This window comes from Bradyrhizobium sp. Ghvi (genome assembly GCF_900115265.1).
Lineage (GTDB): Bacteria > Pseudomonadota > Alphaproteobacteria > Rhizobiales > Xanthobacteraceae > Bradyrhizobium.
On record NZ_FOVU01000001.1, the window covers coordinates 1,136,537 to 1,160,106 of the forward strand.

The 23,570-nt window shown below is 63.4% G+C and carries 25 protein-coding genes; 13 read left to right on the forward strand and 12 right to left on the reverse strand.

The window, feature by feature from the left end; all coding sequences use genetic code 11:
• Positions 1 to 8: 8 nt before the first annotated feature.
• The 5 genes from hisF to hisB all read right to left on the reverse strand — a co-directional run bounded on the left by hisF (position 9) and on the right by hisB (position 3,535).
• The gene (hisF, locus tag BM374_RS05325) at positions 9 to 782 is read right to left on the reverse strand and encodes an imidazole glycerol phosphate synthase subunit HisF (RefSeq protein ID WP_092289622.1); all 774 of its coding nucleotides are present in this window, start codon (positions 780 to 782) and stop codon (positions 9 to 11) included.
• 3 nt (positions 783 to 785) lie between these two features.
• Positions 786 to 1,523, reverse strand: coding sequence for a 1-(5-phosphoribosyl)-5-[(5-phosphoribosylamino)methylideneamino]imidazole-4-carboxamide isomerase (gene hisA, locus BM374_RS05330; protein WP_092289623.1), 738 nt, complete (start codon positions 1,521 to 1,523; stop codon positions 786 to 788).
• Between the two features lie 172 nt (positions 1,524 to 1,695).
• The gene (hisH, locus tag BM374_RS05335; protein ID WP_092289625.1) at positions 1,696 to 2,346 is read right to left on the reverse strand and encodes an imidazole glycerol phosphate synthase subunit HisH; all 651 of its coding nucleotides are present in this window, start codon (positions 2,344 to 2,346) and stop codon (positions 1,696 to 1,698) included.
• A complete protein-coding gene (locus BM374_RS05340; RefSeq protein WP_092289627.1) occupies positions 2,343 to 2,873 on the reverse strand; it encodes a DUF2628 domain-containing protein in 531 nt (176 codons plus the stop codon). The genes hisH and BM374_RS05340 overlap by 4 nt, the downstream gene beginning before the upstream one ends.
• 68 nt (positions 2,874 to 2,941) lie before the next feature.
• Positions 2,942 to 3,535: an imidazoleglycerol-phosphate dehydratase HisB gene (gene hisB, locus BM374_RS05345; RefSeq protein ID WP_092289629.1), complete on the reverse strand. Its 594-nt coding sequence runs from the start codon at positions 3,533 to 3,535 to the stop codon at positions 2,942 to 2,944.
• Positions 3,536 to 3,778: 243 nt separating this feature from the next.
• Between hisB and hslV the strand changes: the two genes are divergently transcribed.
• From hslV to BM374_RS05370, 5 genes are read left to right on the forward strand one after another with little or no spacing between them, the layout of a single operon-like run.
• A complete protein-coding gene (gene hslV / locus BM374_RS05350; protein WP_092290249.1) occupies positions 3,779 to 4,339 on the forward strand; it encodes an ATP-dependent protease subunit HslV in 561 nt (186 codons plus the stop codon).
• Between the two features lie 30 nt (positions 4,340 to 4,369).
• Positions 4,370 to 4,828, forward strand: a complete 459-nt coding sequence (locus BM374_RS05355) for a GNAT family N-acetyltransferase (RefSeq protein WP_092290250.1) — start codon at positions 4,370 to 4,372, stop codon at positions 4,826 to 4,828.
• Positions 4,825 to 5,430: a DUF2585 domain-containing protein gene (locus tag BM374_RS05360; protein WP_092289631.1), complete on the forward strand. Its 606-nt coding sequence runs from the start codon at positions 4,825 to 4,827 to the stop codon at positions 5,428 to 5,430. The genes BM374_RS05355 and BM374_RS05360 overlap by 4 nt, the downstream gene beginning before the upstream one ends.
• Before the next feature lie 52 nt (positions 5,431 to 5,482).
• The gene (gene hslU / locus BM374_RS05365; protein ID WP_092289633.1) at positions 5,483 to 6,787 is read left to right on the forward strand and encodes an ATP-dependent protease ATPase subunit HslU; all 1,305 of its coding nucleotides are present in this window, start codon (positions 5,483 to 5,485) and stop codon (positions 6,785 to 6,787) included.
• A 28-nt stretch (positions 6,788 to 6,815) separates the two neighbouring features.
• Entirely contained in the window at positions 6,816 to 7,940 is a 1,125-nt protein-coding gene (locus BM374_RS05370) for a hypothetical protein (RefSeq protein ID WP_092289635.1), read from the forward strand.
• On the opposite strand, the gene BM374_RS05375 is transcribed toward BM374_RS05370, so the two are convergent.
• Genes BM374_RS05375 through BM374_RS05385 form a run of 3 tightly spaced genes read right to left on the reverse strand, consistent with a single transcriptional unit; the run spans position 7,937 to position 10,705 of the window.
• Positions 7,937 to 8,527 carry a Smr/MutS family protein gene (locus BM374_RS05375; RefSeq protein ID WP_092289637.1) on the reverse strand — a complete coding sequence of 197 codons (591 nt, stop codon included), beginning with the start codon at positions 8,525 to 8,527 and terminating at the stop codon, positions 7,937 to 7,939. The genes BM374_RS05370 and BM374_RS05375 overlap by 4 nt on opposite strands.
• Positions 8,524 to 10,023 carry a murein transglycosylase A gene (gene mltA, locus BM374_RS05380; RefSeq protein WP_177248102.1) on the reverse strand — a complete coding sequence of 500 codons (1,500 nt, stop codon included), beginning with the start codon at positions 10,021 to 10,023 and terminating at the stop codon, positions 8,524 to 8,526. Before mltA ends, BM374_RS05375 begins: the two co-directional genes overlap by 4 nt.
• On the reverse strand, positions 10,001 to 10,705 hold the full coding sequence (locus tag BM374_RS05385; RefSeq protein WP_092289639.1) for a Tim44/TimA family putative adaptor protein: 705 nt from the start codon (positions 10,703 to 10,705) through the stop codon (positions 10,001 to 10,003). Before BM374_RS05385 ends, mltA begins: the two co-directional genes overlap by 23 nt.
• Positions 10,706 to 11,116: 411 nt before the next feature.
• Between BM374_RS05385 and secB the strand changes: the two genes are divergently transcribed.
• Positions 11,117 to 11,602: a protein-export chaperone SecB gene (secB, locus tag BM374_RS05390; protein WP_092289642.1), complete on the forward strand. Its 486-nt coding sequence runs from the start codon at positions 11,117 to 11,119 to the stop codon at positions 11,600 to 11,602.
• 8 nt (positions 11,603 to 11,610) lie between these two features.
• Here the strand turns inward: secB and dnaQ are convergent, their stop codons facing one another.
• The 4 genes from dnaQ to BM374_RS05410 are packed head-to-tail and all read right to left on the reverse strand — an operon-like array spanning position 11,611 to position 14,446.
• Positions 11,611 to 12,324 (reverse strand): DNA polymerase III subunit epsilon, encoded by a 714-nt coding sequence (gene dnaQ / locus BM374_RS05395; protein WP_092289644.1) that lies wholly within the window; start codon positions 12,322 to 12,324, stop codon positions 11,611 to 11,613.
• A gap of 41 nt (positions 12,325 to 12,365) precedes the next feature.
• Entirely contained in the window at positions 12,366 to 12,965 is a 600-nt protein-coding gene (coaE, locus tag BM374_RS05400) for a dephospho-CoA kinase (RefSeq protein ID WP_092290252.1), read from the reverse strand.
• 23 nt (positions 12,966 to 12,988) lie between these two features.
• Positions 12,989 to 13,597, reverse strand: a complete 609-nt coding sequence (locus tag BM374_RS05405; RefSeq protein ID WP_092289646.1) for a Maf family protein — start codon at positions 13,595 to 13,597, stop codon at positions 12,989 to 12,991.
• A 9-nt stretch (positions 13,598 to 13,606) separates the two neighbouring features.
• The gene (locus BM374_RS05410) at positions 13,607 to 14,446 is read right to left on the reverse strand and encodes a pyruvate, water dikinase regulatory protein (RefSeq protein WP_092289648.1); all 840 of its coding nucleotides are present in this window, start codon (positions 14,444 to 14,446) and stop codon (positions 13,607 to 13,609) included.
• Positions 14,447 to 14,905: 459 nt separating this feature from the next.
• On the opposite strand from BM374_RS05410, the gene hemJ reads away from it, so the two are divergent.
• The 7 genes from hemJ (at position 14,906) to BM374_RS05450 (ending at position 23,471) form a co-directional block, all read left to right on the forward strand.
• A complete protein-coding gene (gene hemJ, locus BM374_RS05420) occupies positions 14,906 to 15,340 on the forward strand; it encodes a protoporphyrinogen oxidase HemJ (protein WP_092289652.1) in 435 nt (144 codons plus the stop codon).
• Between the two features lie 254 nt (positions 15,341 to 15,594).
• Entirely contained in the window at positions 15,595 to 16,860 is a 1,266-nt protein-coding gene (rho, locus tag BM374_RS05425; RefSeq protein ID WP_092289654.1) for a transcription termination factor Rho, read from the forward strand.
• A 313-nt stretch (positions 16,861 to 17,173) separates the two neighbouring features.
• Positions 17,174 to 18,520 carry a tRNA uridine-5-carboxymethylaminomethyl(34) synthesis GTPase MnmE gene (gene mnmE, locus BM374_RS05430; protein ID WP_092289656.1) on the forward strand — a complete coding sequence of 449 codons (1,347 nt, stop codon included), beginning with the start codon at positions 17,174 to 17,176 and terminating at the stop codon, positions 18,518 to 18,520.
• A 320-nt stretch (positions 18,521 to 18,840) separates the two neighbouring features.
• Positions 18,841 to 20,721 (forward strand): tRNA uridine-5-carboxymethylaminomethyl(34) synthesis enzyme MnmG, encoded by a 1,881-nt coding sequence (mnmG, locus tag BM374_RS05435; protein ID WP_092289658.1) that lies wholly within the window; start codon positions 18,841 to 18,843, stop codon positions 20,719 to 20,721.
• 8 nt (positions 20,722 to 20,729) lie between these two features.
• Positions 20,730 to 21,503, forward strand: coding sequence for a 16S rRNA (guanine(527)-N(7))-methyltransferase RsmG (gene rsmG, locus BM374_RS05440; RefSeq protein WP_092289660.1), 774 nt, complete (start codon positions 20,730 to 20,732; stop codon positions 21,501 to 21,503).
• Between the two features lie 29 nt (positions 21,504 to 21,532).
• A complete protein-coding gene (locus BM374_RS05445) occupies positions 21,533 to 22,411 on the forward strand; it encodes a ParA family protein (RefSeq protein WP_092289662.1) in 879 nt (292 codons plus the stop codon).
• Positions 22,412 to 22,583: 172 nt separating this feature from the next.
• On the forward strand, positions 22,584 to 23,471 hold the full coding sequence (locus tag BM374_RS05450; protein WP_177248103.1) for a ParB/RepB/Spo0J family partition protein: 888 nt from the start codon (positions 22,584 to 22,586) through the stop codon (positions 23,469 to 23,471).
• Positions 23,472 to 23,570: the final 99 nt, after the last annotated feature.

The window sequence follows — 23,570 nt, forward strand, 5'->3', positions numbered from 1 at the left end:
GGGAGTCGTCAGGCATCCAGGCGCATGGGCAGTCCGCGCCTGGCCATATGCTCCTTGGCTTCACGGATGGTGAATTCCCCGAAATGGAAGATCGAAGCCGCCAGCACCGCGGTGGCATGGCCATCGCGGATACCGTCGACGAGATGGTCGAGATTGCCGACGCCACCCGAGGCGATCACGGGGACCGAAACGCTGTCGGCGATCGCCCGGGTGAGCGGAATGTCAAAGCCCTGCCGCGTGCCGTCGCGGTCCATCGAGGTGAGCAGGATTTCACCCGCCCCGAGCGAGACCACTTCCTGGGCATATTCAATGGCGTCGATGCCGGTCGCGTTGCGGCCGCCATGGGTGAAAATCTCCCAGCGATCACCGCCTGGGCGCTTGACCCGCTTGGCGTCGATCGCGACCACCACGCACTGCTCGCCGAACTTCTCGGCGGCTTCCTTGACGAACTCGCGCCGCGACACCGCGGCGCTGTTGATCGAGACCTTGTCGGCGCCGGCACGCAGCAATGTCTTGATGTCGTCGACCTCACGCACGCCGCCGCCGACGGTTACCGGCATGAAGCAGGCCTCCGCCGTGCGCCGGACCACGTCCAGCATGATGCCGCGGTTCTCATGGGTCGCGGTGATGTCGAGGAAGGTCAGTTCGTCGGCGCCGGCCGCGTCATAGGCGATCGCGGCTTCGACGGGATCGCCGGCATCGCGGAGGTCGACGAAGTTGATGCCCTTGACGACGCGGCCATCCTTGACGTCGAGGCAGGGGATCACGCGCACCTTGAACATGTGTCAGCTCCTGCGCGCGTTGCGGATCAAGGTGAGGGCGGCCGCCGGATCGAGCCGGCCGTCATAGAGCGCACGGCCGGCGATCGCGCCGGCGAGCTTTTTCGCGCGTGGCGTCAGCATGGCTTTCACATCGTCGATCGAGGCGAGGCCGCCGGAGGCGATCACGGGGATCGAAATGGCGTCGGCCAGCGCAATGGTCGCATCGAGATTCAAGCCCTTGAGCAGGCCGTCGCGCGCGATGTCGGTGAAGATGATGGCGGCAACGCCGGCATCCTCGAAACGCTGCGCGATCTCCAGCACCGTGACTTGCGAGGTCTCAGCCCAACCTTCGACCGCGACCTTGCCGTCGCGTGCGTCGAGGCCAACCGCGACGCGGCCGGAGAATTTCTTCGCGGCAGCCTTCACCAGCTGGGGATCGCGCACCGCAGCGGTGCCGATGATGACGCGGGTGATGCCTTTTTCGAGCCAGGCTTCGACGGTCTTGAGATCGCGAATGCCGCCGCCGAGCTGCACCGGGATCTTGATCGTCTTCAGCATGGCTTCGACGGCTTGCGCATTCACCGGCTTGCCGGCGAAGGCGCCGTCGAGATCGACGACATGGAGATATTCAAAGCCCTGCGTGACAAAGCTCTGCGCCTGGGCGGCGGGATCGAGATTGAACACGGTCGCGCGCGCCATGTCGCCTTGCTCGAGGCGCACGCACTGGCCGTTCTTGAGATCGATGGCAGGAAAAAGGATCATGATTGAGCCAGGAGTTTTCCGCGCAGACGGTGCGCTCCCTCCCCCCTTGTGGGGGAGGGTTGGGGAGAGGGGTAAGCCACGGACACCGCCGTTGCGGCTACCCCCCTCCCGAATGCTTCGCATTCGACCTCCCCCACAAGGGGGGAGGTAACAAGAGAGAGGGAAGCGGCCATCACGGTTTCCATCGCAAAAAGTTCGAGATCAGGGCGAGGCCAAAGCGCTGGCTCTTCTCGGGGTGAAATTGCGTGCCGATGGCGGTGTCCTTGGCGACGATCGCGGTGACAGGCCCGCCGTAATCGGCGCGCGCGAGCACATCCGCCTCATTGGCGGCGTTGAGGTGGTAGGAGTGCACGAAATAAGCGTGCTGGCCCTTGGGGCCGAGCGGCAGCTTGTTCAGCACTGGGTGCTCCTGCAGCAGATCGAGCGTGTTCCAGCCCATGTGCGGGATCTTCAGACTCTCGTCGCGCGGCGTGATCTTCTCGACGTCGCCGCCGATCCAGTTCAGGCCTTCAGTGACGACGTGCTCCTTGCCGCGGCTCGCCATCAGCTGCATGCCGACGCAGATACCGAAGAACGGCCGCGCCTTGACGCGCACGGCTTCGGTGATCGCCTCGACCATGCCATTGACCGCATCGAGCCCGCGCCGGCAATCGGCGAAGGCGCCGACACCAGGCAGCACAAGACGATCGGCCTCGTAGGCCTGATCGGGATCGCTGGTGACGAATACCTTTTGCGGATTCTCAAGGCTGCGCGCGGCGCGCTCAAATGCCTTGGCGGCGGAATGCAGATTCCCGGAACCGTAATCGATGATGGCGACGCTCATCTTGACCCTCCCGGTTCTGGAAACAATCCAATGATGCCGCCGGCCGGAATCGGCGGCGGATTCGAAAATGGCTGGCCGGGCACGCCCCGGGTCGGCGGCGGGCCGCCGCGATCGACGGCCCATTGATCGCCAGCTATGCCACCCTGCTTGTCGCTCCAGCGCTCGAAGAAGCGGCGCTCGGCGGTGTCGCGGTTGTCGGCGACGACGATGTCGAGCTGCCGCCACTTGCCCCGTGACAGCGTCCAGCGACGCAGGCTCGAAGCTTCAAAACCCATCAGGAGCGCGACGATGATGTTGGCGAGGAAGATCGAGCGGCGGCCGAGGCCGAGGCTGGACAGCCCGGCATCGAACGCGGCGAGGAACACGATCCAGCCGATCAGCGCCAGCCAGAGCCTGTTCCAGAGCAGCCAGAGCGGGCCGAAGATCATCGCCCAGAAATGGAAACCGTCGCGCACGAACACGAACTTGTCGGTCGCGCGCAGATCCGCCCCGCCTGGGGTGGGAGCATGAACTGTGTAGACAGGCATTGTCGATGCCCCGTGCTCGAGAATTCAAGTCAATGCCGCCGGCGGCGTTTCGTTGACCGGCGGAGATGTCAGCCGCCGAGCGAGCCCTTGGTGGACGGGATTTCGCCCGCCGCCTTGGGGTCGATTGCGACCGCGGTGCGCAGCGCCCGCGCCAGGCCCTTGAAGCAGGACTCGGCGATATGGTGGCTGTTATCGCCATATAGGGTCTCGACGTGGAGAGTCACACCCGCGTTCATGGCGAAGGCCTGGAACCACTCGCGCACCAGCTCGGTGTCGAACTCACCGATCTTGTCGCGGAGGAAGTCGGCCTTGAACACCAGGAACGGGCGACCCGAGATGTCGATGACCACGCGCGACAACGTCTCGTCCATGGGCATGTGCACGCCGGCATAGCGGGTGATGCCCGCCATGTTGCCGAGCGCCTGCTTGACCGCCTGGCCGAGCGCGATGCCGGTGTCTTCGGTGGTATGGTGATAGTCAATGTGCAGATCGCCCACCGCCTTGACCGTGAGGTCGATGCGGGAATGGCGGGCGAGGAGATCGAGCATATGGTCGAAAAAGCCGATGCCGGTCGCGATATTGGCCACGCCCGTGCCATCGAGGTTCACGGAGACCTCGATGTCGGTTTCCTTGGTCTTGCGCTTGATCGTCGCGGTGCGCATGGAAAATCGGTTTCCACTTTAGTTTTGAGCATGATCTTGTCGGAAAACCGGTACCCACTTTTCCGGATCATGCTCTTTGAGCCGAAAACGCCAGTCTCTTAACAGCCAAATGATGCCTTCGCTACTGCGGGAACGGCTGGCCGGGTCTCTACTTCCGCCTATGGTGAGCGAAATTCGGCCCGGAGCGGCCCGTTGTGCCCCTGCCCCCGAGGGCCTAAATCAGGCCGAACAACGAGGGTTATGATGCAGGATTCCCAGAACAGCTCGCCGGTCTGGCACGGCACCACGATTCTGACGGTCCGCAAGGGCGGCAGGGTGGTGGTCGGCGGCGACGGCCAGGTCTCGATCGGCCAGACCGTGATCAAGTCCAATGCCAAGAAGGTCAGGAAACTCGGCAAGGGCGACGTGATCGGCGGCTTTGCCGGCGCCACCGCCGACGCCTTCACGCTGTTTGAGCGGCTGGAGAGCAAGCTGGAGCAATATCCGGGGCAATTGACCCGGGCTGCCGTAGAGCTGGCCAAGGACTGGCGCACCGACCGTTACCTGCGCCGGCTGGAGGCCATGATGATCGTCGCCGACAAGGACGTTTCCCTGGTCCTCACAGGCACCGGTGACGTGCTCGAACCCGAGGCCGGCGTGATGGCGATCGGCTCCGGCGGCAATTACGCCCTGGCCGCAGCCCGCGCCCTTGTCGACACCGACAAGGACGCCGAGACCATCGTCCGTCGCTCCCTCGACATCGCCGCCGACATCTGCGTCTACACCAACCGCAACGTCACCATCGAAAGCCTGGCAACGGGTTAGGCCACGGTGCCCGCCTATACCTTCCGCCCGATGAGCAGGGACGATCTGCCGCTGATCCGGCGATGGCTGGGCGAGGCGCATGTGCGGGAATGGTGGGGCGATCCGGACGAGCAATTTGCACTCGTCAGCGGCGATCTCGACGAGCCGGCGATGGACCAGTTCATCGTATTGGCCGCGATGCGGCCGTTCGGCTATCTTCAGTGCTATCAGCTCACGGATTGGAATACGGGCTTCGGGCCGCAACCGGAGGGCACGCGTGGGATCGACCAGTTCATCGGCGAAAGCGACATGATCGGACGCGGCCACGGCTCGGCGTTCATCCGCCAATTTGTCGACGACAGCTTCCGGCAGGGCCTGCCGCGCATGGTCACCGATCCGGATCCGCGCAACGCACGGGCCCTGCGTGCTTATGAGAAGGCAGGCTTCGTCGTTGATCGGATGGTCGATACCCCGGACGGGGCCGCTCTTTTGATGGCGCGTGAGCCGTGACGCTGACACGCACGCACCAAAGCAAGGCCGCCGTTTCGCCGCTCACCTGGGTCGGCATCGCGCTGCTCTTGCTGGCCTTGCAGGCCTCGATCCTGTTTGCGATGGGGCGAGTGCCGATCTGCACCTGTGGCTATGTCAAGCTCTGGCATGGCGTGGTGAACAGCTCGGAGAATTCCCAGCACATCGCGGACTGGTACAGCTTCTCGCACGTGCTCCATGGCTTCCTGTTCTACGGGCTGACGTGGCTATTGTTCTCGCGGCGTCTTGGCTGGCCGGCCCGCCTGATCATCGCCATGCTGATCGAGGGCGCCTGGGAGATCGTCGAGAACTCGCCCTTCATCATCGAGCGCTATCGCGCCGGCACGATCTCGCTGGATTATTACGGCGACAGCATCGTCAACTCGGTCTCTGACACCCTGTTCATGGTGCTGGGGTTCCTCACCGCACGCGTGCTGCCCGTCGCGGCGACCGTCGCGCTCGGGCTTGCCTTCGAGATCATGCTGGCGCTGCACATCAGAGACAATCTGACGCTCAATATCCTGATGCTCATCCACCCGATCGAGGCCGTGAAGCAATGGCAATCCGGCCCGCCGATCATCTGACGGCCAAAAAAGCGGCTTGTCGCCGCCGGCTTCTGATCCTAGCTAAGGTCCCATGACAGATTTTTCCCCCCGCGAAATCGTTTCCGAACTCGACCGCTTCATCGTCGGCCAGGGCGACGCCAAGCGCGCCGTCTCGATCGCGCTGCGCAACCGCTGGCGCCGGCAACAGCTCTCCGGCTCCCTGCGCGAAGAGGTGCTGCCGAAGAACATCCTGATGATCGGCCCGACCGGCGTCGGCAAAACCGAGATCGCGCGCCGCCTCGCCAAGCTCGCCAATGCACCGTTCCTGAAGGTCGAGGCGACAAAGTTCACCGAGGTCGGTTATGTCGGCCGCGACGTCGAGCAGATCGTGCGCGATCTCGTCGAAGTCGCCATCGCCCAGGTCCGCGAGCGCAAGCGCAAGGACGTGCAGGCGCGCGCCCAGCTCGCCGCCGAGGAGCGCGTGCTCGATGCGCTGGTCGGTGCCAATTCCTCTTCGGCGACGCGGGAATCCTTCCGCAAGAAGCTGCGCGCCGGCGAGCTCAACGACAAGGAAATCGAGATCGAGACCCAGTCCTCGGGCGGCGGCATGCCGATGTTCGAGATCCCGGGCATGCCTGGCGCGCAGATGGGCGCGATCTCGATCGGCGATATCTTCGGCAAGCTGGGCGGCCGCAGCAAGACGCGGCGGCTGACGGTGGAAGGTTCGCACGAGATCCTGGTCAACGAGGAATCCGACAAGCTGCTGGATACCGACCAGCTGACCCTGGAGGCGATCAGCGCGGTCGAGAACAACGGCATCGTGTTCCTGGACGAGATCGACAAGATCTGCGCCCGTGACGGCCGCGTCGGCGGCGACGTCTCGCGCGAGGGCGTGCAGCGCGATCTCCTGCCGCTGATCGAGGGCACCACGGTCTCGACCAAGCACGGCGCGGTCAAGACCGACCATATCCTGTTCATCGCCTCGGGCGCCTTCCACGTCGCAAAGCCGTCCGACCTCTTGCCGGAATTGCAGGGCCGGCTGCCGATCCGCGTCGAGCTGCAGGCCCTGACCCGTGACGACATGCGGCGCATCCTGACCGAGCCCGAAGCCTCGCTGATCAAGCAATATGTCGCCCTGATGCAGACCGAGGGCGTCACGCTCGACATCACCGACAACGCCATCGACGCGCTCGCCGACGTCGCGGTCGCCGTCAACTCCACCGTCGAGAACATCGGCGCACGGCGGCTGCAGACCGTGATGGAGCGGGTGCTGGACGAGATCTCCTTCACCGCCCCCGACCGCAACGGGGAGACCGTCCGGGTCGATGCCGATTTCGTGCAGAAGCACGTCGGCGACCTCGCCAAGAACGCCGATCTGAGCAGGTTCATTTTGTAATTTTGGCCTGCCGCGCTATGGATGCGACGTGACCGCGCGCATCCTGCAAAACCCCTGGCGATTTCTGCTCCCGATCAACGCAGCGGTGATCGCCGGCGTGTTCGTGCACAAGATCCAGCTGCCGCCTTACGTCCCCTATATCCATCTCCTCGTCGACTATCATTTCGGCTTCATCAAGCGCGCGCTGATCGGGGCGATCGTCGCGCTGTTTACCGACACGGTGCCGGTCTGGCTGGTGTTTGCGCTCGGCGGGATGACGTGGCTCACGACGCTCGGCCTCTACGCCAGGCTGTTTCAGAAGACGTTCGGCTTCACGGCGAAGACGCTGCCGTTGTTCGTCTTCATTGCGGGCTCGCCGTTCTTCTTCAAAAATTTCATGCATACGCTCGGCCATTTCGACATCTATGGCTGCGCCTTCGCGATCGTCCTGCTGTTGATGCCGGCGGGATCATTGCTGTTCGTGGCGATCGCGGCGCTGTTCTCGATCATCCTCGTCCTGATCCACCACATTCATCTGTTGATGTATGTGCCGACGATCATCACCATCGTCGTGATCAGGCACTATCTCGTTTACGGCCTCAAGCGCGGAAACCTCGCGTTCGGCGCCGTCGCTTTCGTGCTGGTCTCCTCGCTGTTCTTCGCCGCGCAATTCCTGGGAACGATGCCGATCCCGGAAGCGGATTTCGTCGCTTACTTGAAGACCCGGATGGCCGACCCTTCGCGGAACGATCTCCTGCAATTCGCCTATATCTGGTACCAGCCGCTGGCGAAGGAAGTCACCGATACCTGGGCCCGGCTGCCGCACAACAGTCTCGGCATTCCCGTGTTCGCCCTGCTGATCTGGCTGCACACGCCGCTGTGGCGCTATTTTGCGAAGCTGATCGCTGCACTCGCGAGCGAGACCCACCGCAGGCTCGTCATCGCGGCCCTGGTCGGCGTCAGCCTCGCCTATCTCGTGATGTTCGCGATGGTGTTCGACTATTCGCGCTGGATCTCGAACTGGGCGGTCTGCATGTTCCTGATCCTGCACGCTGTGAAGATGCTGCCGGCGAGGCAGGAGACAGCGCCGATTCCGGAAGAGGATCAGGGGACGAATGTCTTCGGCTTGATCGTCACGCTGATCCCGCGGGTCGGAATCGTCCGCCCGTTCTAGAAACGGGCCCGCCGGATCCGCACGTACAGCGCGCCCTCGCCGCCGTGACCGATCCCGGCTTCCTCGAACCCCACGACGAAGCCGCGAAACTCCGGCAGGCTCAGCCATTCCGGCACCTGGCGACGGAGCACGCCGCTTTCGCCGCCGCTCCGGCCCTTGCCGGTGATGACGAGGACAAAGGTCAGGCCATCGTGATGGGCGCGGTGCAGGAAGCCGGTGAGGGCCCGGTGCGCGCGCATCTGGGTCATGCCGTGCAGATCAAGCCGCGCCTCGATCTCGCTGCGGCCGCGCGACAGTTTTGTGCGTTCGCGCTTGCCGATCGGGGCGAGCGGCGGCATCGCCGGTTTTGACGGACGCGAAGCGGGAGCCGCAGCCGATGGCCGCGGCGATGGCGCGGGCTTGGCAACAGACATTGCGGGCGCAGGCTCGGTGCGCGCCACGGCGTGCACTTTCGTCGCGCGGTGCTTTCGCAGCGGCTTGACTTGTTTTGCGACGAGGTCCCACAGTTCGCGATCTTCGTCGCTGAGCCCACGGCGGCGCGGCGAGGGACGCGGATCCAGCACGGGCGGACGGGACGATCGCTTCATTGCTGGTGGGAACGGGTTTTCATATGCCTGCGTGGTTCGCGCACAGGCTCTATCACAGGACGCGGTGCCGGCAACGGCACCGGGCCGGCAATGGCCACGGTCTCGGCCTTGGGATCCTTGGCCGGATCGCCCTGCGGAAACAGTTTTGCGATCTTCTCCGACGGCCGCGGATCCGGCACCGGCAGCCGCGCCGCGCGCAAATTCGGATCGAGGCTCTTCGGCACCAGCATGACGAAATGCATGGGGTGGCGCAGCCGCCCCGAGAGGCGGCCGGCCTCGGCGCCCGCGCCAAAATAGAGATCGGCGCGCGCGGGACCGATGATGGCCGAGCCGGTGTCCTGCGCGATCATCAAGCGATGGAACGGCGTCTTGGCGCGATCGGACTCGATCGGCAGCTCGCCTTCGATGAAGAACGGCGTGCCGTAGACGTGCAGCGACTTGTCGACCGCGATCGAGCGGCCGGCGGTCAGGGGGATGCCTTGCGCCCCCACCGCCTCGTCCTTGTCGGACAGATTGACCTCGTGGAAGAAGATGTAGGACCTGTTCTGGCGCCGCAGCTCCTTGGCGCCATCGGGATTTTGCGCCATCCACTCCCTGATCTTCTGCATCGACATCTCTTCCTTCGGAATGATGCCGCGCTCGATCAGGACGCGCCCGACGGCGGTGTAGGGATAGCCGTTATAGGAATCGTAGTTGATCCGGATGGTCGCCCCGTCGTCGAACTTGATCCGCGCCGAGCCCTGGATCTGGGCGAACAAGAGATCGGTCGGATCCTTCAGCCAGGCGATCTCCAGCCCGCGGCCGGCGATCTTGCCGTCCTCGATCTCACCGCGATCGTAATAGGGCACCAGCTTGCGGCGGCCGATCTTGCGATAGACCGGGCCCTTGTTGGGCAGGCTGACCGAAGCCTGATTGAAGCCGCGCACGAACAGGTTCGAGGGGCGGCGGTAGACCGGAACGTTGTAGACGTCGGTCTGCGTGCGCGATCCCTCCAGCACCGGCTCGTAATAGCCGGTGACGAAGCCGTCGGGCTCGCCAAGGCGCGAAATGCGCAGCGGCGAAAAGTTTTCTTCGAAGAAGGCTTTTGCCTTCGCGTCGTCGGTCGCGTCGAGCGATTTGGCGGCCCGGCAGGGCTCGCTCAACGAGCCAGCCAGAGCTTTCGGCTCGAGCGCACCGGTCTGCGCGTTGATCGAACGGCAGCTGGCGCGAAAGGTCTTGTACGCCGCGAGATGATCGTCTTCGTTCCAGCCTTTCACGTCGGGCCAGGCCAGCGGCAGATATTGCGCGCCGGCAATCTCGAACGGGAGAGGCAGCTGCGGGTAGAGCAGCGCGCGCGGGGGGATCGCGGCCGCTTCGGGGAGGCGATGATGATGGCTGCGGTAATGGCGCCGAGCCGCCTCGGCGCCGAGCGAAAACGACGACAGCACGACGAGGCCTGCGCAAAGCGTCGTCGCGCCGTTCTTCAGAAAGTTCTTAATTCGCGCTTCCGGTGCCAACCAGCTTCCAGTTCGGATCGCGAGAGGTGATGTCGCGGGCGAAAGTCCAGATGTCGGTGATGTCGGCGACCTTGTCGGCATTGCCGTCGACAATGTTGCCGGCCTTGTCGCGGGTGACCGAGATCATCTGCGAGACGAAGCGCACGGTGAGCTGCGCGGTGCGCTCGCGCAGCTCGGCGCCGACGAGCTCGGCCTTGTCGATCGAGACGAAGCGGGTCTCGGTCTTCTGCTCGTTCTTCTCGCGTTCCCTGATCGCGGCGTCAAAACTCTCATAGACCTCCGAGGACAAGAGGTCGCGCAACGAACGGCGGTCGCCGTTGGCAAAGGCCAGCACGATCATCTCATAGGCGCCGCGGGCGCCCGAGATGAAATGGCGCGGATCGAAGGTGGAATCTTTTTCGACGATGGCGTCGAGGCCCTGGGCCAGTGCCGTGCCAGGCTCGGCCAGGCCCTTCCAGCGGTCGGAGGGCGGGGTCGGCTCGGCTGTGGGCGCGAGCGGCGGCTGGTCGATCACCTTGCCCGGCATGGTCACGACGTTCTTGTCCGGGGCACCCCCGAGCGCATTGCGAGCCGTGCGGTCGAACGGCGGCCGCTCATTGCCAGTCCGCTGCCCCAGCACACTGCGCAGCCGCAGGAAGATGAAGACCGCCAGCGCTAGGAAGATGATGGTGTAGATGTCCACGTCGTATCGCTTTCTGGTCTTGAACTCAGGTCTGCTTTGGGGTCGCTGCCGGGAAAATCGATCCGGCAAGTAGACCGTTCCATACCCGAACGGCAAGATGACATCACCATTTTGGCCCGCGCGTCATGTCCGCTGGATGTAGGCACGAAATTTGGCCCGGCCAATGGCGCCTTTTGGCACAGTGGGAAGTGTAGCGCGTTTTATGCTTAAGGGGAAACCCGATCGTGGGTGGAAATCGCGCATCTTCAAGCGCTTAACGTGTTATTTTGTGTTCGGGGGCGGGTCAAACGTCGCAGTGGTGGGCGCAGCCGGGACCGACCCGGCAAAGCCCTTCGTCCTTGTGGAATGAGGCAGCCCTATGTTAGCCAACCGCCGCGAAATTCAGCCCCAATCGGGTAAGGAGACACTCTGATGACCAATGGTAACGGCACCCCTCCCGAGGCGGCCCAGGCTCCCCAGCTCAATGTGCTGGCGCAATATACCAAAGACCTCTCGTTCGAGAATCCGAACGCCCCGAGCTCGCTCCAGCCGCAGAGCCAGCCGCCCCAGATCAACATTCAGATCAACGTCGGCGCCAATAATCTCAGCGAAACAGAGTTCGAGGTGACGCTGTCGGTCGAAGGCAAGGCCGAGACCGCGGGCAAGGTGATGTTCTCGTTCGAGCTCGCCTATGCCGGCGTGTTCCGCATTGCAAACGTGCCGAAGGAGAACTTGCATCCGCTGGTCATGATCGAGTGCCCGCGCCTCTTGTTCCCGTTCGCCCGCGAGATCATTGCGACCGCCGTGCGCGACGGTGGGTTCCCGCCCCTGATGCTCGACCCCGTCGATTTCGTCGGTCTCTATCGCCAGAACATGGAGCGGCAAATGGCCGCCCAGCAGCCGGCCGGTCAGGCCTAAGCTGCAGACTACTCGGCTGGGGCGGCTGGAGCGGGCAGGAACTCGTTCCAGATTGCCTTGTCGCCCATGGTCGCGATGAAGGCGCGATGGGCCTCGCGCTCGGCGTCAGATACCCGCGGCGCAAGCGGCACCGGCCGCTGCCGCCGCGGCGCGTCGCCGCCCGCCTTGATGCGGATTTCCTGGGATTCCGACGCCAGCAGCAGCTGTGACTGCCGCGCCCCGACGAGATCGACATAGACCTCTGCCAACAATTCGGAGTCGAGCAGCGCGCCGTGCTTGGTGCGATGTGAATTGTCGATCGAATAGCGTGAGCAGAGATCGTCGAGCCGGTTCGACACGCCGGGATGCTTGCGCCGCGCCAGCAGCAGCGTATCCACCAGCCGCTCGCGCGGGATCGGAGCGCGCTTGATCCGGTCGAGCTCGGCATTGATGAAGCTGATATCGAACGAGGCGTTGTGGATCACCAGCGGCGCATCGCCGATGAACTCCAGGAACGAGTCGACGACCTCGTGGAACAGCGGCTTGGTCGAGAGAAACTCGGCCGACAACCCGTGCACCGCGAACGCTTCCGCCGGCATGTCCCGTTCGGGGTTGATATAGACGTGATAGGTCTGCCCCGTCGGCATGCGGTTAAGTATCTCGACACAGCCGATTTCGACCAGCCGATCGCCGCGAAGGGGATCGAGGCCGGTGGTTTCGGTATCGAGAACGATTTCACGCATGATTTTGAGATGCCGCGCAGGAAGCCATAGAGGTCGGCGAATCAGGCCCGCCGCTGCGGCATCTTAACGACCTCGGCCAGGATGTGCGTGATTTGCGCGCGCACCGGCTCAAGTCCGTGTGACGTATCCACCACGAAATCGGCCCGCTTACGTTTTTCGGCGTCGGGCATCTGCTTGGCAATGATGGCCTCTAATTTGGCCTCGTCCATGGTTCCCCGCGCCAGCACGCGCTCGCGCTGCAATTCCGGCGAGGTCGAGACCACGACCACGGCATCGACGCGCTTCTCGCCGCCGGTTTCGAACAGCAGGGGGATGTCGAGGACCACGACCGGTGCCTTCGCCGCTTCCGCATCGGCAAAGAATTTTTGCCTGGAAGCGCCGAGCATCGGATGGACGATTTGCTCGAGCTGCTTGATCGCGGCCTGGTCGTGCACCACGCGCGCCGACAATTTCTGCCGGTCGACCTTGCCGTGTGCGGTGGTGCCGGGAAAGGCGGCCTCGATCGCGGGCGCGGCCTCACCTTCATAGAGCTGATGGACGGCAGCATCGGCGTCGTAGACGGGCACGCCCGCCTCCGCAAACAATTTCGCGGTGGTGGATTTGCCCATCCCGATCGAGCCGGTCAGTCCGAGGATCCGCATCAGCGCAAAATCATCCTTGTCAGTCACACCGCAACTAGCCGCTCGCGCCGCAGGAAGGCAAGCAACGGCAGCAGCGGCAGGCCGAGGATGGTGAAATGGTCACCCTCGATCCGCTCGAACAGATGGATACCAAGGCCTTCGAGCTGATAGGCGCCGACGCTGGCGGTGACGGCATCGCCGGCGGCATCGAGATAGGCTGACAGCTCGGCTTCTGACATTTGCCGCATCGTCATACGGGCGATCGATACATCCTCAAAAACAATCTTGGCGTCATGCGCCACGGCGACGGCGGAATTCAGCTCGTGAGTGCGGGCGGCGAGATCACGCAGTTGCGCCATTGCCGCGACGCGGCCGGCGGGCTTGTTGAACAGACGGTCGCCAAGGGCCAGCGTCTGGTCGGCGCCGATCACATAGCTACCAGGACGATTGACCGAGACCGCTTTGGCCTTCTCGCGCGCCAGCAGCAGGCCTATCTCGCGCGGGTTCGAAAGTCCGGACGCGGCCTGAATACCGCGCTCGTCGATATCGGCGGTCACAGCCTCGAATTGCAGCCCGGCATTCGCCAGCAGCATTTTTCGCGCGCTGCTCCGCGAGGCCAGGATCAACGGAGATTTACCGTGCCACAGACCCATCGCCGCCACTTACTCGGAAGGCCGGTTGCGCTGGCGATCGCTGTAGAGCTTCATGATCGCCGCCGCGGTTTCCTCAATCGAGCGCCGCGTGACGTCCAGCAGCGGCCAATCGTGCTTGGCGCTCAGTTTGCGCGCAAACGCAACCTCCTCGGTCACCGATTGCTTGTCGGTATAGGTGTCGCTGCCGGATTCGGCGCCCATGGAGAGCAGGCGGTTCTGGCGAATCTGGATCAGGCGTTCCGGCGTCGCGTGAAGGCTGACCACCAGCGGCCGGGTCAGCGTCTCCAACTGCGCGGGCACGGGAATGCCTGGAACCAGTGGTACATTGGCGGTGCGGATGCCGCGATTGGCAAGATAGATCGACGTCGGCGTCTTCGAGGTGCGGGACACACCGACTAGGACGACGTCGGCCTCCTCGAGGCCTTCGACATGCTGGCCGTCGTCATGGATCATCGTGTAGTTCAGCGCGTCGATGCGCTTGAAATATTCGGCGTTGAGCACGTGCTGCGCGCCGACGCGGCCCGTGGTCGCCGCGCCAAGATAGGCTTCAAATAATTGCATGACCGGGCCGATGATCGAGAGGCTCGGAACATTGATCGTCTTGCACTTGTCCTCGAGTCTCGAAACCAGGTCCTTCTCCAGCAACGTGAACAGCACGATGCCGGGCGCTTCCTCGATTTCGTCGAGCACGCGGTCGAGCTGCTTCTGGCTGCGCACCAGCGGATAGACATGCTCGACCGGCGTGACGTTGGCGTATTGCGCGGCGACGGCGCGCGCGACCGTGATCAGGGTCTCGCCGGTGGAGTCGGAGACGAGATGCAGATGGAAATAATTGCTCGAGGTCGGCACAAAAACTCTTTGAATGTCGTTGGGTGGTTTGTGGATTTCTGTGGAGCTTAACCCCTCGGAAAGGGATGCGCGACACCACGGGCGGGATAAGTGCCGATTTTCTTCACACCGCTGCCCGTCAGAACAAGTCCGGCGCCATGCCGGGAGAGAAGCGGGATTGCGCGGACAACCCCCTTGATAAGCTGCCGACAAAAAGGCGCAAGCCTTTGAAGCGCGGCGGCTTATCTGAACGGGCCAGGTCTGCCCGGAACATGTTGAGGGATGTGAACAAGCGCGTGCGAACGCGCGGATGGCGTTGCGTGAGTCCAATCCACGGTCACTCAGACTCAAACCTTTAAGAATCTAAGATTCTAGATTTGAGGAAGGCGCTACGGACGGATATGTGTGCAGGTGAGACCTTAACGAGTTCTTACTATCCCCAGACCGGCTGATGGCTGGGCGCAAAGTCGGACGCCGGATATGTTTGAAGACGTCTATCTCTGGATCAAAGCGCTGCACGTGATCGCGGTCATCTCCTGGATGGCCGGCATGCTCTATCTGCCGCGGCTGTTCGTCTATCATTGCGAGGCCGAGATCGGCTCGAAACAGTCCGAAACCTTCAAGGTGATGGAACGCCGCCTGCTCAAGGCGATCATCAACCCCGCGATGATCATCACCTGGCTCGCCGGGCTTTACCTCGCCTGGTCGGGCCATTGGTTCACCTTCGGTTGGCTGCACGTCAAACTGGCAATGGTGCTCGCAATGTCCGCGGTCCACGGCTTTTTTTCCCGCTGGGTGAAGGATTTCGCTGCCGACCGGCGTCCCCGTAGCCAGAAATTCTTCCGGATTATCAATGAGGTGCCGACCGTCCTGATGATCATCATCGTCATCATGGTGATCGTGAAGCCGTTCTAAGCAGCAATCACGAACGATCGCTCAGCGCTTCGGCTTGCGGAGTGGGAAGCGATTTTCTATATTATCGATATCCCACCCAACGCAGGCGGATGTGGTTGTGTCCGAGCTTTCCAGAGGCCGGACACCGCATCAGGTTTGAAGCCCTACGGGCACTTAACCTTGCCAGACCTGCGGACCTTACCTGCACCTGCTCGCGTCCGCATTTCAGAGCCACCTCGCACCCCCTTCCAAGGTTACCCCACAGGACCACCCCAATGCGGGAAATCAAACTCGAAGACCTCAAGTCCAAAACGCCGGCCGAACTCGTCTCGTTTGCGGAGGAAAATGGGGTCGAGAACGCCAGCACCATGCGCAAGCAGGAGCTGCTGTTCGCCATCCTCAAGCAACTCGCGCTGGCCGAGACCGACATTGTCGGCCAAGGCGTCGTCGAAGTGCTGTCCGACGGCTTCGGCTTCCTCCGCTCACCCGATGCCAATTATCTGCCGGGTCCGGATGACATCTACGTCTCGCCGTCGCAGATCCGCCGTTTCGGCCTGCGCACCGGCGACACCATCGAAGGCCACATTCGCAGCCCGAAGGAGGGCGAGCGCTATTTTGCGCTGCTGAAGGTCAATACGCTCAATTTCGAGGACCCGGAAAAGGCCAAGCACAAGGTCAATTTCGACAACCTCACACCGCTGTTTCCGAATCAGCGTTTCCGTATGGAAATCGACGATCCGACGCGGAAAGACCTGTCTGCGCGCGTGATCGACATCGTCGCGCCGATCGGCAAGGGCCAGCGCGCATTGATCGTGGCGCCGCCGCGCACCGGCAAGACCGTGCTGATGCAGAACATCGCGCATTCGATCACGGCCAATCATCCCGACTGCTACCTGATCGTGCTGTTGATCGACGAGCGTCCGGAAGAAGTCACGGATATGCAGCGCTCGGTGAAGGGCGAGGTGGTGTCGTCGACCTTCGACGAGCCGGCGGTGCGTCACGTCCAGGTCGCCGAGATGGTGATCGAGAAGGCCAAGCGCCTCGTCGAGCACGGCCGCGACGTCGTCATCCTGCTCGATTCGATCACGCGGCTTGGCCGCGCCTACAACACGGTGGTGCCGTCATCTGGCAAGGTGCTGACCGGCGGTGTCGACGCCAACGCGCTGCAGCGGCCGAAGCGCTTTTTCGGTGCTGCCCGCAACATCGAGGAAGGCGGTTCGCTGACCATCATCGCGACCGCGCTGGTCGATACCGGCAGCCGCATGGACGAAGTCATTTTCGAAGAGTTCAAGGGCACCGGTAACTCGGAACTGATCCTGGATCGCAAGGTCTCGGACAAGCGCACTTTCCCGGCGATCGACATCTCGCGCTCCGGCACCCGCAAGGAGGAGCTCATCACCGACCCGCAGGTGCTCAAGAAGATGTATGTGCTCCGCCGCATCCTGAACCCGATGGGCACCATGGACGCGATCGACTTCCTGCTCGACAAGCTGCGCTCGACCAAGAGCAACGCAGAATTCTTCGATTCCATGAACACCTGAGTGCGGTGCAGCATAGGATTAAAAGGGCGCCCTCGGGCGCTCTTTTTGTTTGTGCGGCGTTGCCGCAGAGGACGTGCAGCACAGAGGATAGCCTGGGTGGGTTGCTGGTCTTCTCCTATCCCATTGACATATATGAAAAATGCTTGATCCGGCGATGCCGGGCTCGGTGACCGAGAGGGAATTTTGCAGCAAACGCTGCGTTTTATATTGCGGTGCAATATAGTTGTTGCTGCAGTCCGAAGCGCAGCAAAAATGGGCAATCAGCGCTCAAACAGGCTGTTTGCCTTTTCCCCGCCAGCCGGACAAATAGGCCATGCACCCGCGAGACCAGACCATTTTTGCGCTGTCGTCCGGCCGTCCGCCGAGCGCGATCGCCATGGTGCGTGTCTCGGGCCCGCAGGCGGGCCTGGTGCTGACAACGTTGGCCGGCGAACCGCCCGCGCCACGGCAGGCCAGCCGCCGCCTGCTCCGTGACGGTGCCGGCCAATCAATCGACGATGCGGTGGTGCTCTGGTTTCCGGGGCCGGGAAGCGCGACGGGCGAGGACGTCGCCGAATTCCACGTCCATGGCGGCCGCGCGGTGCTGGCGGCGCTCCTTGGAGCTATTTCCGTTATTCCGAATACGCGCGCGGCCGAACCCGGTGAGTTCACGCGACGCGCCTTCGATAACGGCAAGCTCGATCTCACGGAAGCCGAGGGCCTCGACGACCTCATCCACGCCGACACCGATCGCCAGCGCCGCCAGGCGTTGCGCCAGCTGCAGGGCTTGCTCGGCGATCGCGCGCGCGACTGGCGCGAGCGGATCATCGAGGCGTCGGCGCTGATTGAGGCCGGCATCGATTTTTCCGATGAGGGCGATGTACCCTCCGAATTGAGGGCGCCGGCGATCAAGGCGATCAAGGCGCTGCATGATGAAATCACTAATGTCCTTGCGGCACAGGGACATTCTGAACGCCTGCGCGACGGCCTGGTGGTCGCGATCGCCGGCGAGCCGAATGTCGGCAAGTCGACCCTGATGAATCAGCTCGCCCGCCGGGAGGTCGCGATCGTCTCGCCCTATGCCGGCACCACGCGCGACGTGATCGAGGTGCAGCTCGATCTCGATGGCTATCCCGTCACTGTCATCGATACCGCCGGCATTCGCGAGACCGATGATCCGGTCGAGCAGGAGGGCGTGCGTCGTGCGCGGGCGCGCGCCGAGGACGCCGATCTCGTGCTGTGGCTGGTGGAGGGTGGGCAGGCCGTCGATCCCGGCGCGCTGCGGTCAGTTCGGAAATCCGGAGCGGGCGATCGGCCGGACGGGGCGGTCTGGATCGTGCGCAATAAGATGGACCTGGGAGCAGCCGGGCCGCGGGAGGGGTTCGGGATCTCGGCGAGCCGTGGCGATGGGATTGCCGAACTGGTCGAGGCTCTCGTGAAATTCGCGGCTGAGTTCTTCGGCACCAACGAGGGCGCATTGGTCACCCGGGCCCGGCAGCGAGATCTGTTGAGCCGCTCGGCAGACAGTTTGCGCCGGAGTCTTGAGCTTGTAGAAGAGGGCGAAGAGCTCGCCGCCGAAGAGCTGCGCGCCGCTGCCTATGCCTTGGGCCGGCTGCTTGGCAGGGTGGACATCGAGGACGTGCTCGGGGCCATTTTCCAGAAGTTCTGCATCGGCAAGTAATGACTAATTCTACATTGTAGAACTAGCCCTTGTTCCACTGTTTATGTTTCACGTGAAACGATCAGGTCGGCAAGCAGCCGGAGTTCGTTAACCCGGAGGGAGTACGGCGCAGTCCGGCGCGATTGCCCGGGCCCGGCTTCGCAGCGTTCCGTCCGGGGCCCCGCGAGCTCCCCGTCACCTGTTTCACGTGAAACACCCGCCGACTGCTACTGTGCATGGGGTTGATTTCGTGAAACTGGTCGCTGGCCCGTTTCACGTGAAACATCGGTTCCGCCAGTTTCTACTTCCGGCTTTCCCGCCTCTGCGTTAGAAGTCCGCGCATGCGATCAGAGCGAGAGAGTTTCGACGTCATCGTCATCGGCGGCGGCCATGCCGGCTGTGAGGCCGCGGCTGCGTCTGCCCGGATGAGTGCAACGACGGCGCTGGTGACGCACCGCTTCTCCACCGTTGGCGCCATGTCCTGTAATCCCGCCATTGGCGGTCTCGGCAAAGGCCATCTGGTCCGCGAAGTGGATGCTCTCGACGGTTTGATGGGCCGGGTCGGCGATGCCGGTGGCATCCAGTTTCGTGTCCTCAATCGCCGGAAAGGTCCGGCTGTTCGTGGCCCCCGGGCCCAAGCCGATCGGAAGCTTTATGCCGCCGCCATGCAGGCCGCGATCCAGGAGACCGCGGGCCTTTCCGTGATCGAAGGCGAGGCCGACGAGCTGATCGTCGCCGATGGCCGGGTGACCGGATTGCGCTTGGCGGACGGCCGGGAGCTCCGGGCAGGGGCTGTTGTCGTCACCACCGGCACCTTCCTCCGTGGTCTGATCCATCTCGGCGAGAAGAACTGGCCCGCCGGTCGGGTCGGCGAGGCCCCGGCGATGGGTCTCTCAGTCTCCTTTGAGCGCGCCGGCTTTAAGCTCAGACGGCTCAAGACCGGCACGCCACCGCGCCTGGATGGCACCACAATCGACTGGTCGGCAGTCGAAATGCAGCCCGGAGACGAGCCGCCGGAGCCGTTTTCGGTGATGACCGAGCGGATCACCACGCCACAGATCCAATGCGGCATCACCCGGACGACTTCAGCGACCCATGAGGTGATCCGCGCCAACGTCCATCGCTCGCCGATGTACTCCGGCCAGATCAAGAGCTCCGGGCCGCGTTATTGCCCGTCGATCGAGGACAAGATCGTCCGCTTCGGTGATCGCGATGGTCATCAGATCTTCCTTGAGCCGGAAGGGCTCGATGATACGACCGTCTATCCCAACGGCATCTCGACTTCGCTGCCGGAGGACGTCCAGCTCGCGATCCTCGCCAGCATCCCGGGTCTCGAGCGGGTGAAGATGGTTCGTCCGGGCTATGCCATCGAATACGACCACGTCGATCCCCGCGAGCTCGATCCGACCCTGCAGACCAAACGTCTGCGCGGTCTCTTCCTGGCGGGACAGATCAACGGCACCACCGGGTACGAAGAAGCCGCCGGGCAGGGCATTGTGGCCGGCCTGAATGCCGCGCTCGCCGCCAGTGGTGCCGCACTGACGGTGTTCGACCGCGCCGACGGTTATCTCGGTGTGATGATCGACGATCTCGTGACCCGCGGGATCAGCGAGCCTTATCGGATGTTCACCTCGCGGGCCGAATACCGGCTGACCTTGAGGGCGGATAATGCCGATCAGCGCCTGACCGAGAAGGGAATTGCACTGGGCTGCGTCGGCAGCGCTCGGACTCGGCATCATCGCGCCAAGATGGATGCCTTGAACGCGGCGCGGATGCTGTCGAAGTCTCTGACCATCACCCCGAACGAGGCGATCAAGCACGGGCTGTCCCTGAACCGGGATGGCCAGCGCCGGTCGGCTTTCGAGCTGATGGCCTATCCTGATATCGGCTGGAGCCAGGTTCGCGCGATCTGGCCTGAGCTGTCCGCCATCGATCCCGGCATCGCCACCCATCTTGAGATCGACGCGAAGTACGACGTCTATCTGGAGCGCCAGAGCGCCGATGTCGAAGCTTTCCGGCGCGACGAGGGCCTGGTGCTGTCGGAGGTCGACTATAGTCTCGTCCCCGGTCTCTCCAACGAGGTGCGGGCCAAGCTCGAGAAGGCCCGGCCATTCACCGTCGGTCAGGCCGGCAGGATCGACGGCATGACGCCGGCGGCGCTCGGCATCCTCGCGGCTTATCTGCGCCGCGAGGCGCGCAAGACCTCCCAGGCCATCGCATAGGGTTTCACGTGAAACAGCGCGGACGAGGCGGGGATAGACCGCCATCGCGACGACCCGGAGCGGGTGAGGGCGCGGCAATTCGATCCGACCCGGCTCCATCCAGATCGAAGGTCAATAAGGCCAACGCCAACGATCAGGCGCTCGACTCCACCATCGCTGCCGACAAGCGCGCGGCGCTCAAGCTGGCACCCGTTTCACATGAAACGGAGACGCGGCTCGATCGCTACATCGCACTGCTCCGGGAGTGGCAGGCCAAGACCAATCTTGTCGCGCCCTCGACCTTGCCCCAGCTCTGGACCCGGCACATCGCCGATTCGCTTCAGCTCGTCGATCTCGCGCCGTCAGCAAAACGCTGGGCCGATCTCGGCAGCGGCGGCGGTTTTCCCGGCATCGTGCTGGCTTGCGCCATGGCCGGCACGCCGGGCGCGAACGTTCACCTCATCGAGCGAATCGCCAAGAAGGCCGCGTTTTTGCGCGAAGCTGTACGCGTCACCACATCCCCGGGGATCGTACATCTCGCTGAAATCGGGGATAATGTGGATAGAATCACCGGCCCCGTCGATTGCGTCACCGCGCGCGCGCTGGCTCCGCTACATCAACTTATCGGCTTTGCGGAGCCGCTGGTGCGCCAAGGCGCAAAAGCGTTATTTCCGAAGGGTCAAGATGTAGAGGCTGAATTGACCGAAGCCGCTAAATATTGGAATATTCAACCGCAGCTCCACCGAAGCCGGACCGGCGACGGGTGGATCGTCGAACTGACTTCGGTTGAACGGCGCGGGTAAGGCGCTCAGGAGTGAGTTGAGGAATTTCGATGACCGTGATTGACGAGCCGCCGCAAGAACAGACCGCCCAAGAGCTGGACCGAGAGACGGACCAAGTCCCGCATGGCCACCCTCGCATTCTGGCGCTGGCGAATCAGAAGGGCGGTGTGGGGAAAACAACCACAGCGATCAACCTTGGAACGGCGCTCGCTGCGATTGGGGAACGCGTCCTGATCGTCGATCTCGATCCGCAGGGCAACGCCTCGACCGGCCTCGGCATCGATCGCCGCAACCGCTCCTGCTCGACCTATGACGTGCTGATCGGCGAAGCGCCTCTGCGGGAAGCGGTGGTCTCCACCGCGGTGCCGCGGCTGCACATCGCGCCTTCGACCATGGATCTCTCCGGCCTCGAGCTCGAGCTCGGCACCACGGCCGGCCGCGCCTTCAAGCTGCGCGACGCGATCGGCGCGCTCAACAACAACGTCTCGCCCGAAGCCGATTACACCTACGTGCTGATCGACTGCCCGCCGTCGCTGAACCTGCTCACGGTGAATGCGATGGCTGCATCGGATGCGATTCTGGTGCCGCTCCAGTGCGAGTTCTTCGCGCTCGAGGGTCTCTCACAATTGCTGCAGACGGTGGAGCAGGTGCGCTCGACACTCAATCCGAACCTGTCGATCCACGGCATCGTGCTGACCATGTTCGACTCCCGCAACAACCTCTCGAACCAGGTTGTCGCCGACGTCCGCCAGTTCATGGGCGAGAAGGTCTACAAGACCATGATCCCGCGCAATGTGCGCATCTCGGAAGCGCCGTCCTACGGCAAGCCGGTGCTGGTCTACGATCTCAAATGCGTCGGCAGCGAAGCGTACTTGCGGCTCGCCACCGAAGTGATCCAGCGCGAGCGCGAGCTGCGCGTCACGCATTAGCGGTGCCGTAGGGTGGGTTAGCCGAAGGCGTAACCCACCACTGTCTATCTCCGCGGAAACAGAAGAGGTGGGTTACGCCGAGCAGATGCGAGGCGCATCTGCAGGGCTAACCCACCCTACAGTTTGAAATTCAGTTCTGGAGTGCTGCAGCGTGAATCCAAGGGAGCTGGCGATGGCCGATGAAGCGCGTTCGCGATTGGGCCGGGGTCTTGCGAGTCTGATTGGTGATGTCGGCGGCGAAGCCCAGCACGTCGACCGTCCCCGTGCGCAGCGCAAGGTGCCGATCGAATTCATCAAGGCCAATCCGCGCAATCCGCGTCGAACATTTTCGGACACCGAGCTCAAGGAGCTCTCTGAATCCATCAAGCAGCATGGCGTGATCCAGCCGATCGTGGTGCGTCCTGTGAAGGGCGCGCAGGATCGCTACGAAATCATCGCCGGCGAACGGCGCTGGCGCGCCTCGCAAATGGCCGGCCTGCATGAAGTGCCGATCGTGCCGGTCGATATCAGCGACAGCGATGCGCTGGAGTTCGCGATCGTCGAGAACGTGCAGCGCGAAGATCTCAACCCGATGGAAGAGGCGCAGGGCTATCACGCGCTCGCCAGCGAGTTCAAACGCAGCCAGGACGACATCGCAAAGGTCGTCGGCAAGAGCCGCAGCCACGTCGCCAACATGATGCGGCTGACCAAGCTTCCTGCCGAGGTGCAGGCCTTCATCGCGACCGGCGAGCTGACTGCCGGTCACGCCCGCGCGCTGATCGGCGTGCCCGATCCGCTGGCCGCCGCCAAGCGCATCGTCGAGGAAGGTCTCAACGTCCGTCAGGCTGAGGCGCTCGCGCATGAAGAGGGCGTACCGGAGCGCAAGCCGCAGAAGGCGCGCAGCAGCGGCGGCAAGGAGAAAGACCCTGATACGATCGACCTGGAGAAGCGCGTCAGCGACGCACTCGGCCTCAAGGTCACCGTCAATCACCGCGATCCCGGCGGCTCGGTCCAGATCAACTACCGCAACCTCGATCAGCTCGACGAGGTGATGAAGCGGCTGGCGAAGGGCGCGCTGTAGTCGCGCCGCCTCTGCATATCCGTCACCCGGAGTCCGCTTCTTCAGCGGGCCTCGAAGGGCGACGGCTCAGCTGCATCGGGGCCGTTCATCCTTCGAGGC

What these genes read in the sequence shown, in the direction of transcription:
- BM374_RS05340 (WP_092289627.1), bottom strand. Translation starts at nt 2,873, where the DNA reads ATGCCTGTCTACACAGTTCATGCTCCCACCCCAGGCGGGGCGGATCTG.
- BM374_RS05445 (WP_092289662.1), top strand. Translation starts at nt 21,533, where the DNA reads ATGACCGTGATTGACGAGCCGCCGCAAGAACAGACCGCCCAAGAGCTG.
- hisA (WP_092289623.1), bottom strand. Translation starts at nt 1,523, where the DNA reads ATGATCCTTTTTCCTGCCATCGATCTCAAGAACGGCCAGTGCGTGCGC.
- hisF (WP_092289622.1), bottom strand. Translation starts at nt 782, where the DNA reads ATGTTCAAGGTGCGCGTGATCCCCTGCCTCGACGTCAAGGATGGCCGC.
- hisH (WP_092289625.1), bottom strand. Translation starts at nt 2,346, where the DNA reads ATGAGCGTCGCCATCATCGATTACGGTTCCGGGAATCTGCATTCCGCC.
- mnmG (WP_092289658.1), top strand. Translation starts at nt 18,841, where the DNA reads ATGCGATCAGAGCGAGAGAGTTTCGACGTCATCGTCATCGGCGGCGGC.
- dnaQ (WP_092289644.1), bottom strand. Translation starts at nt 12,324, where the DNA reads ATGCGTGAAATCGTTCTCGATACCGAAACCACCGGCCTCGATCCCCTT.
- hslV (WP_092290249.1), top strand. Translation starts at nt 3,779, where the DNA reads ATGCAGGATTCCCAGAACAGCTCGCCGGTCTGGCACGGCACCACGATT.
- rho (WP_092289654.1), top strand. Translation starts at nt 15,595, where the DNA reads ATGCGGGAAATCAAACTCGAAGACCTCAAGTCCAAAACGCCGGCCGAA.
- hslU (WP_092289633.1), top strand. Translation starts at nt 5,483, where the DNA reads ATGACAGATTTTTCCCCCCGCGAAATCGTTTCCGAACTCGACCGCTTC.
- mnmE (WP_092289656.1), top strand. Translation starts at nt 17,174, where the DNA reads ATGCACCCGCGAGACCAGACCATTTTTGCGCTGTCGTCCGGCCGTCCG.
- BM374_RS05355 (WP_092290250.1), top strand. Translation starts at nt 4,370, where the DNA reads ATGAGCAGGGACGATCTGCCGCTGATCCGGCGATGGCTGGGCGAGGCG.
- BM374_RS05375 (WP_092289637.1), bottom strand. Translation starts at nt 8,527, where the DNA reads ATGAAGCGATCGTCCCGTCCGCCCGTGCTGGATCCGCGTCCCTCGCCG.
- BM374_RS05450 (WP_177248103.1), top strand. Translation starts at nt 22,584, where the DNA reads ATGGCCGATGAAGCGCGTTCGCGATTGGGCCGGGGTCTTGCGAGTCTG.
- hisB (WP_092289629.1), bottom strand. Translation starts at nt 3,535, where the DNA reads ATGCGCACCGCGACGATCAAGCGCAAGACCAAGGAAACCGACATCGAG.
- hemJ (WP_092289652.1), top strand. Translation starts at nt 14,906, where the DNA reads ATGTTTGAAGACGTCTATCTCTGGATCAAAGCGCTGCACGTGATCGCG.
- BM374_RS05405 (WP_092289646.1), bottom strand. Translation starts at nt 13,597, where the DNA reads ATGGGTCTGTGGCACGGTAAATCTCCGTTGATCCTGGCCTCGCGGAGC.
- coaE (WP_092290252.1), bottom strand. Translation starts at nt 12,965, where the DNA reads ATGCGGATCCTCGGACTGACCGGCTCGATCGGGATGGGCAAATCCACC.
- secB (WP_092289642.1), top strand. Translation starts at nt 11,117, where the DNA reads ATGACCAATGGTAACGGCACCCCTCCCGAGGCGGCCCAGGCTCCCCAG.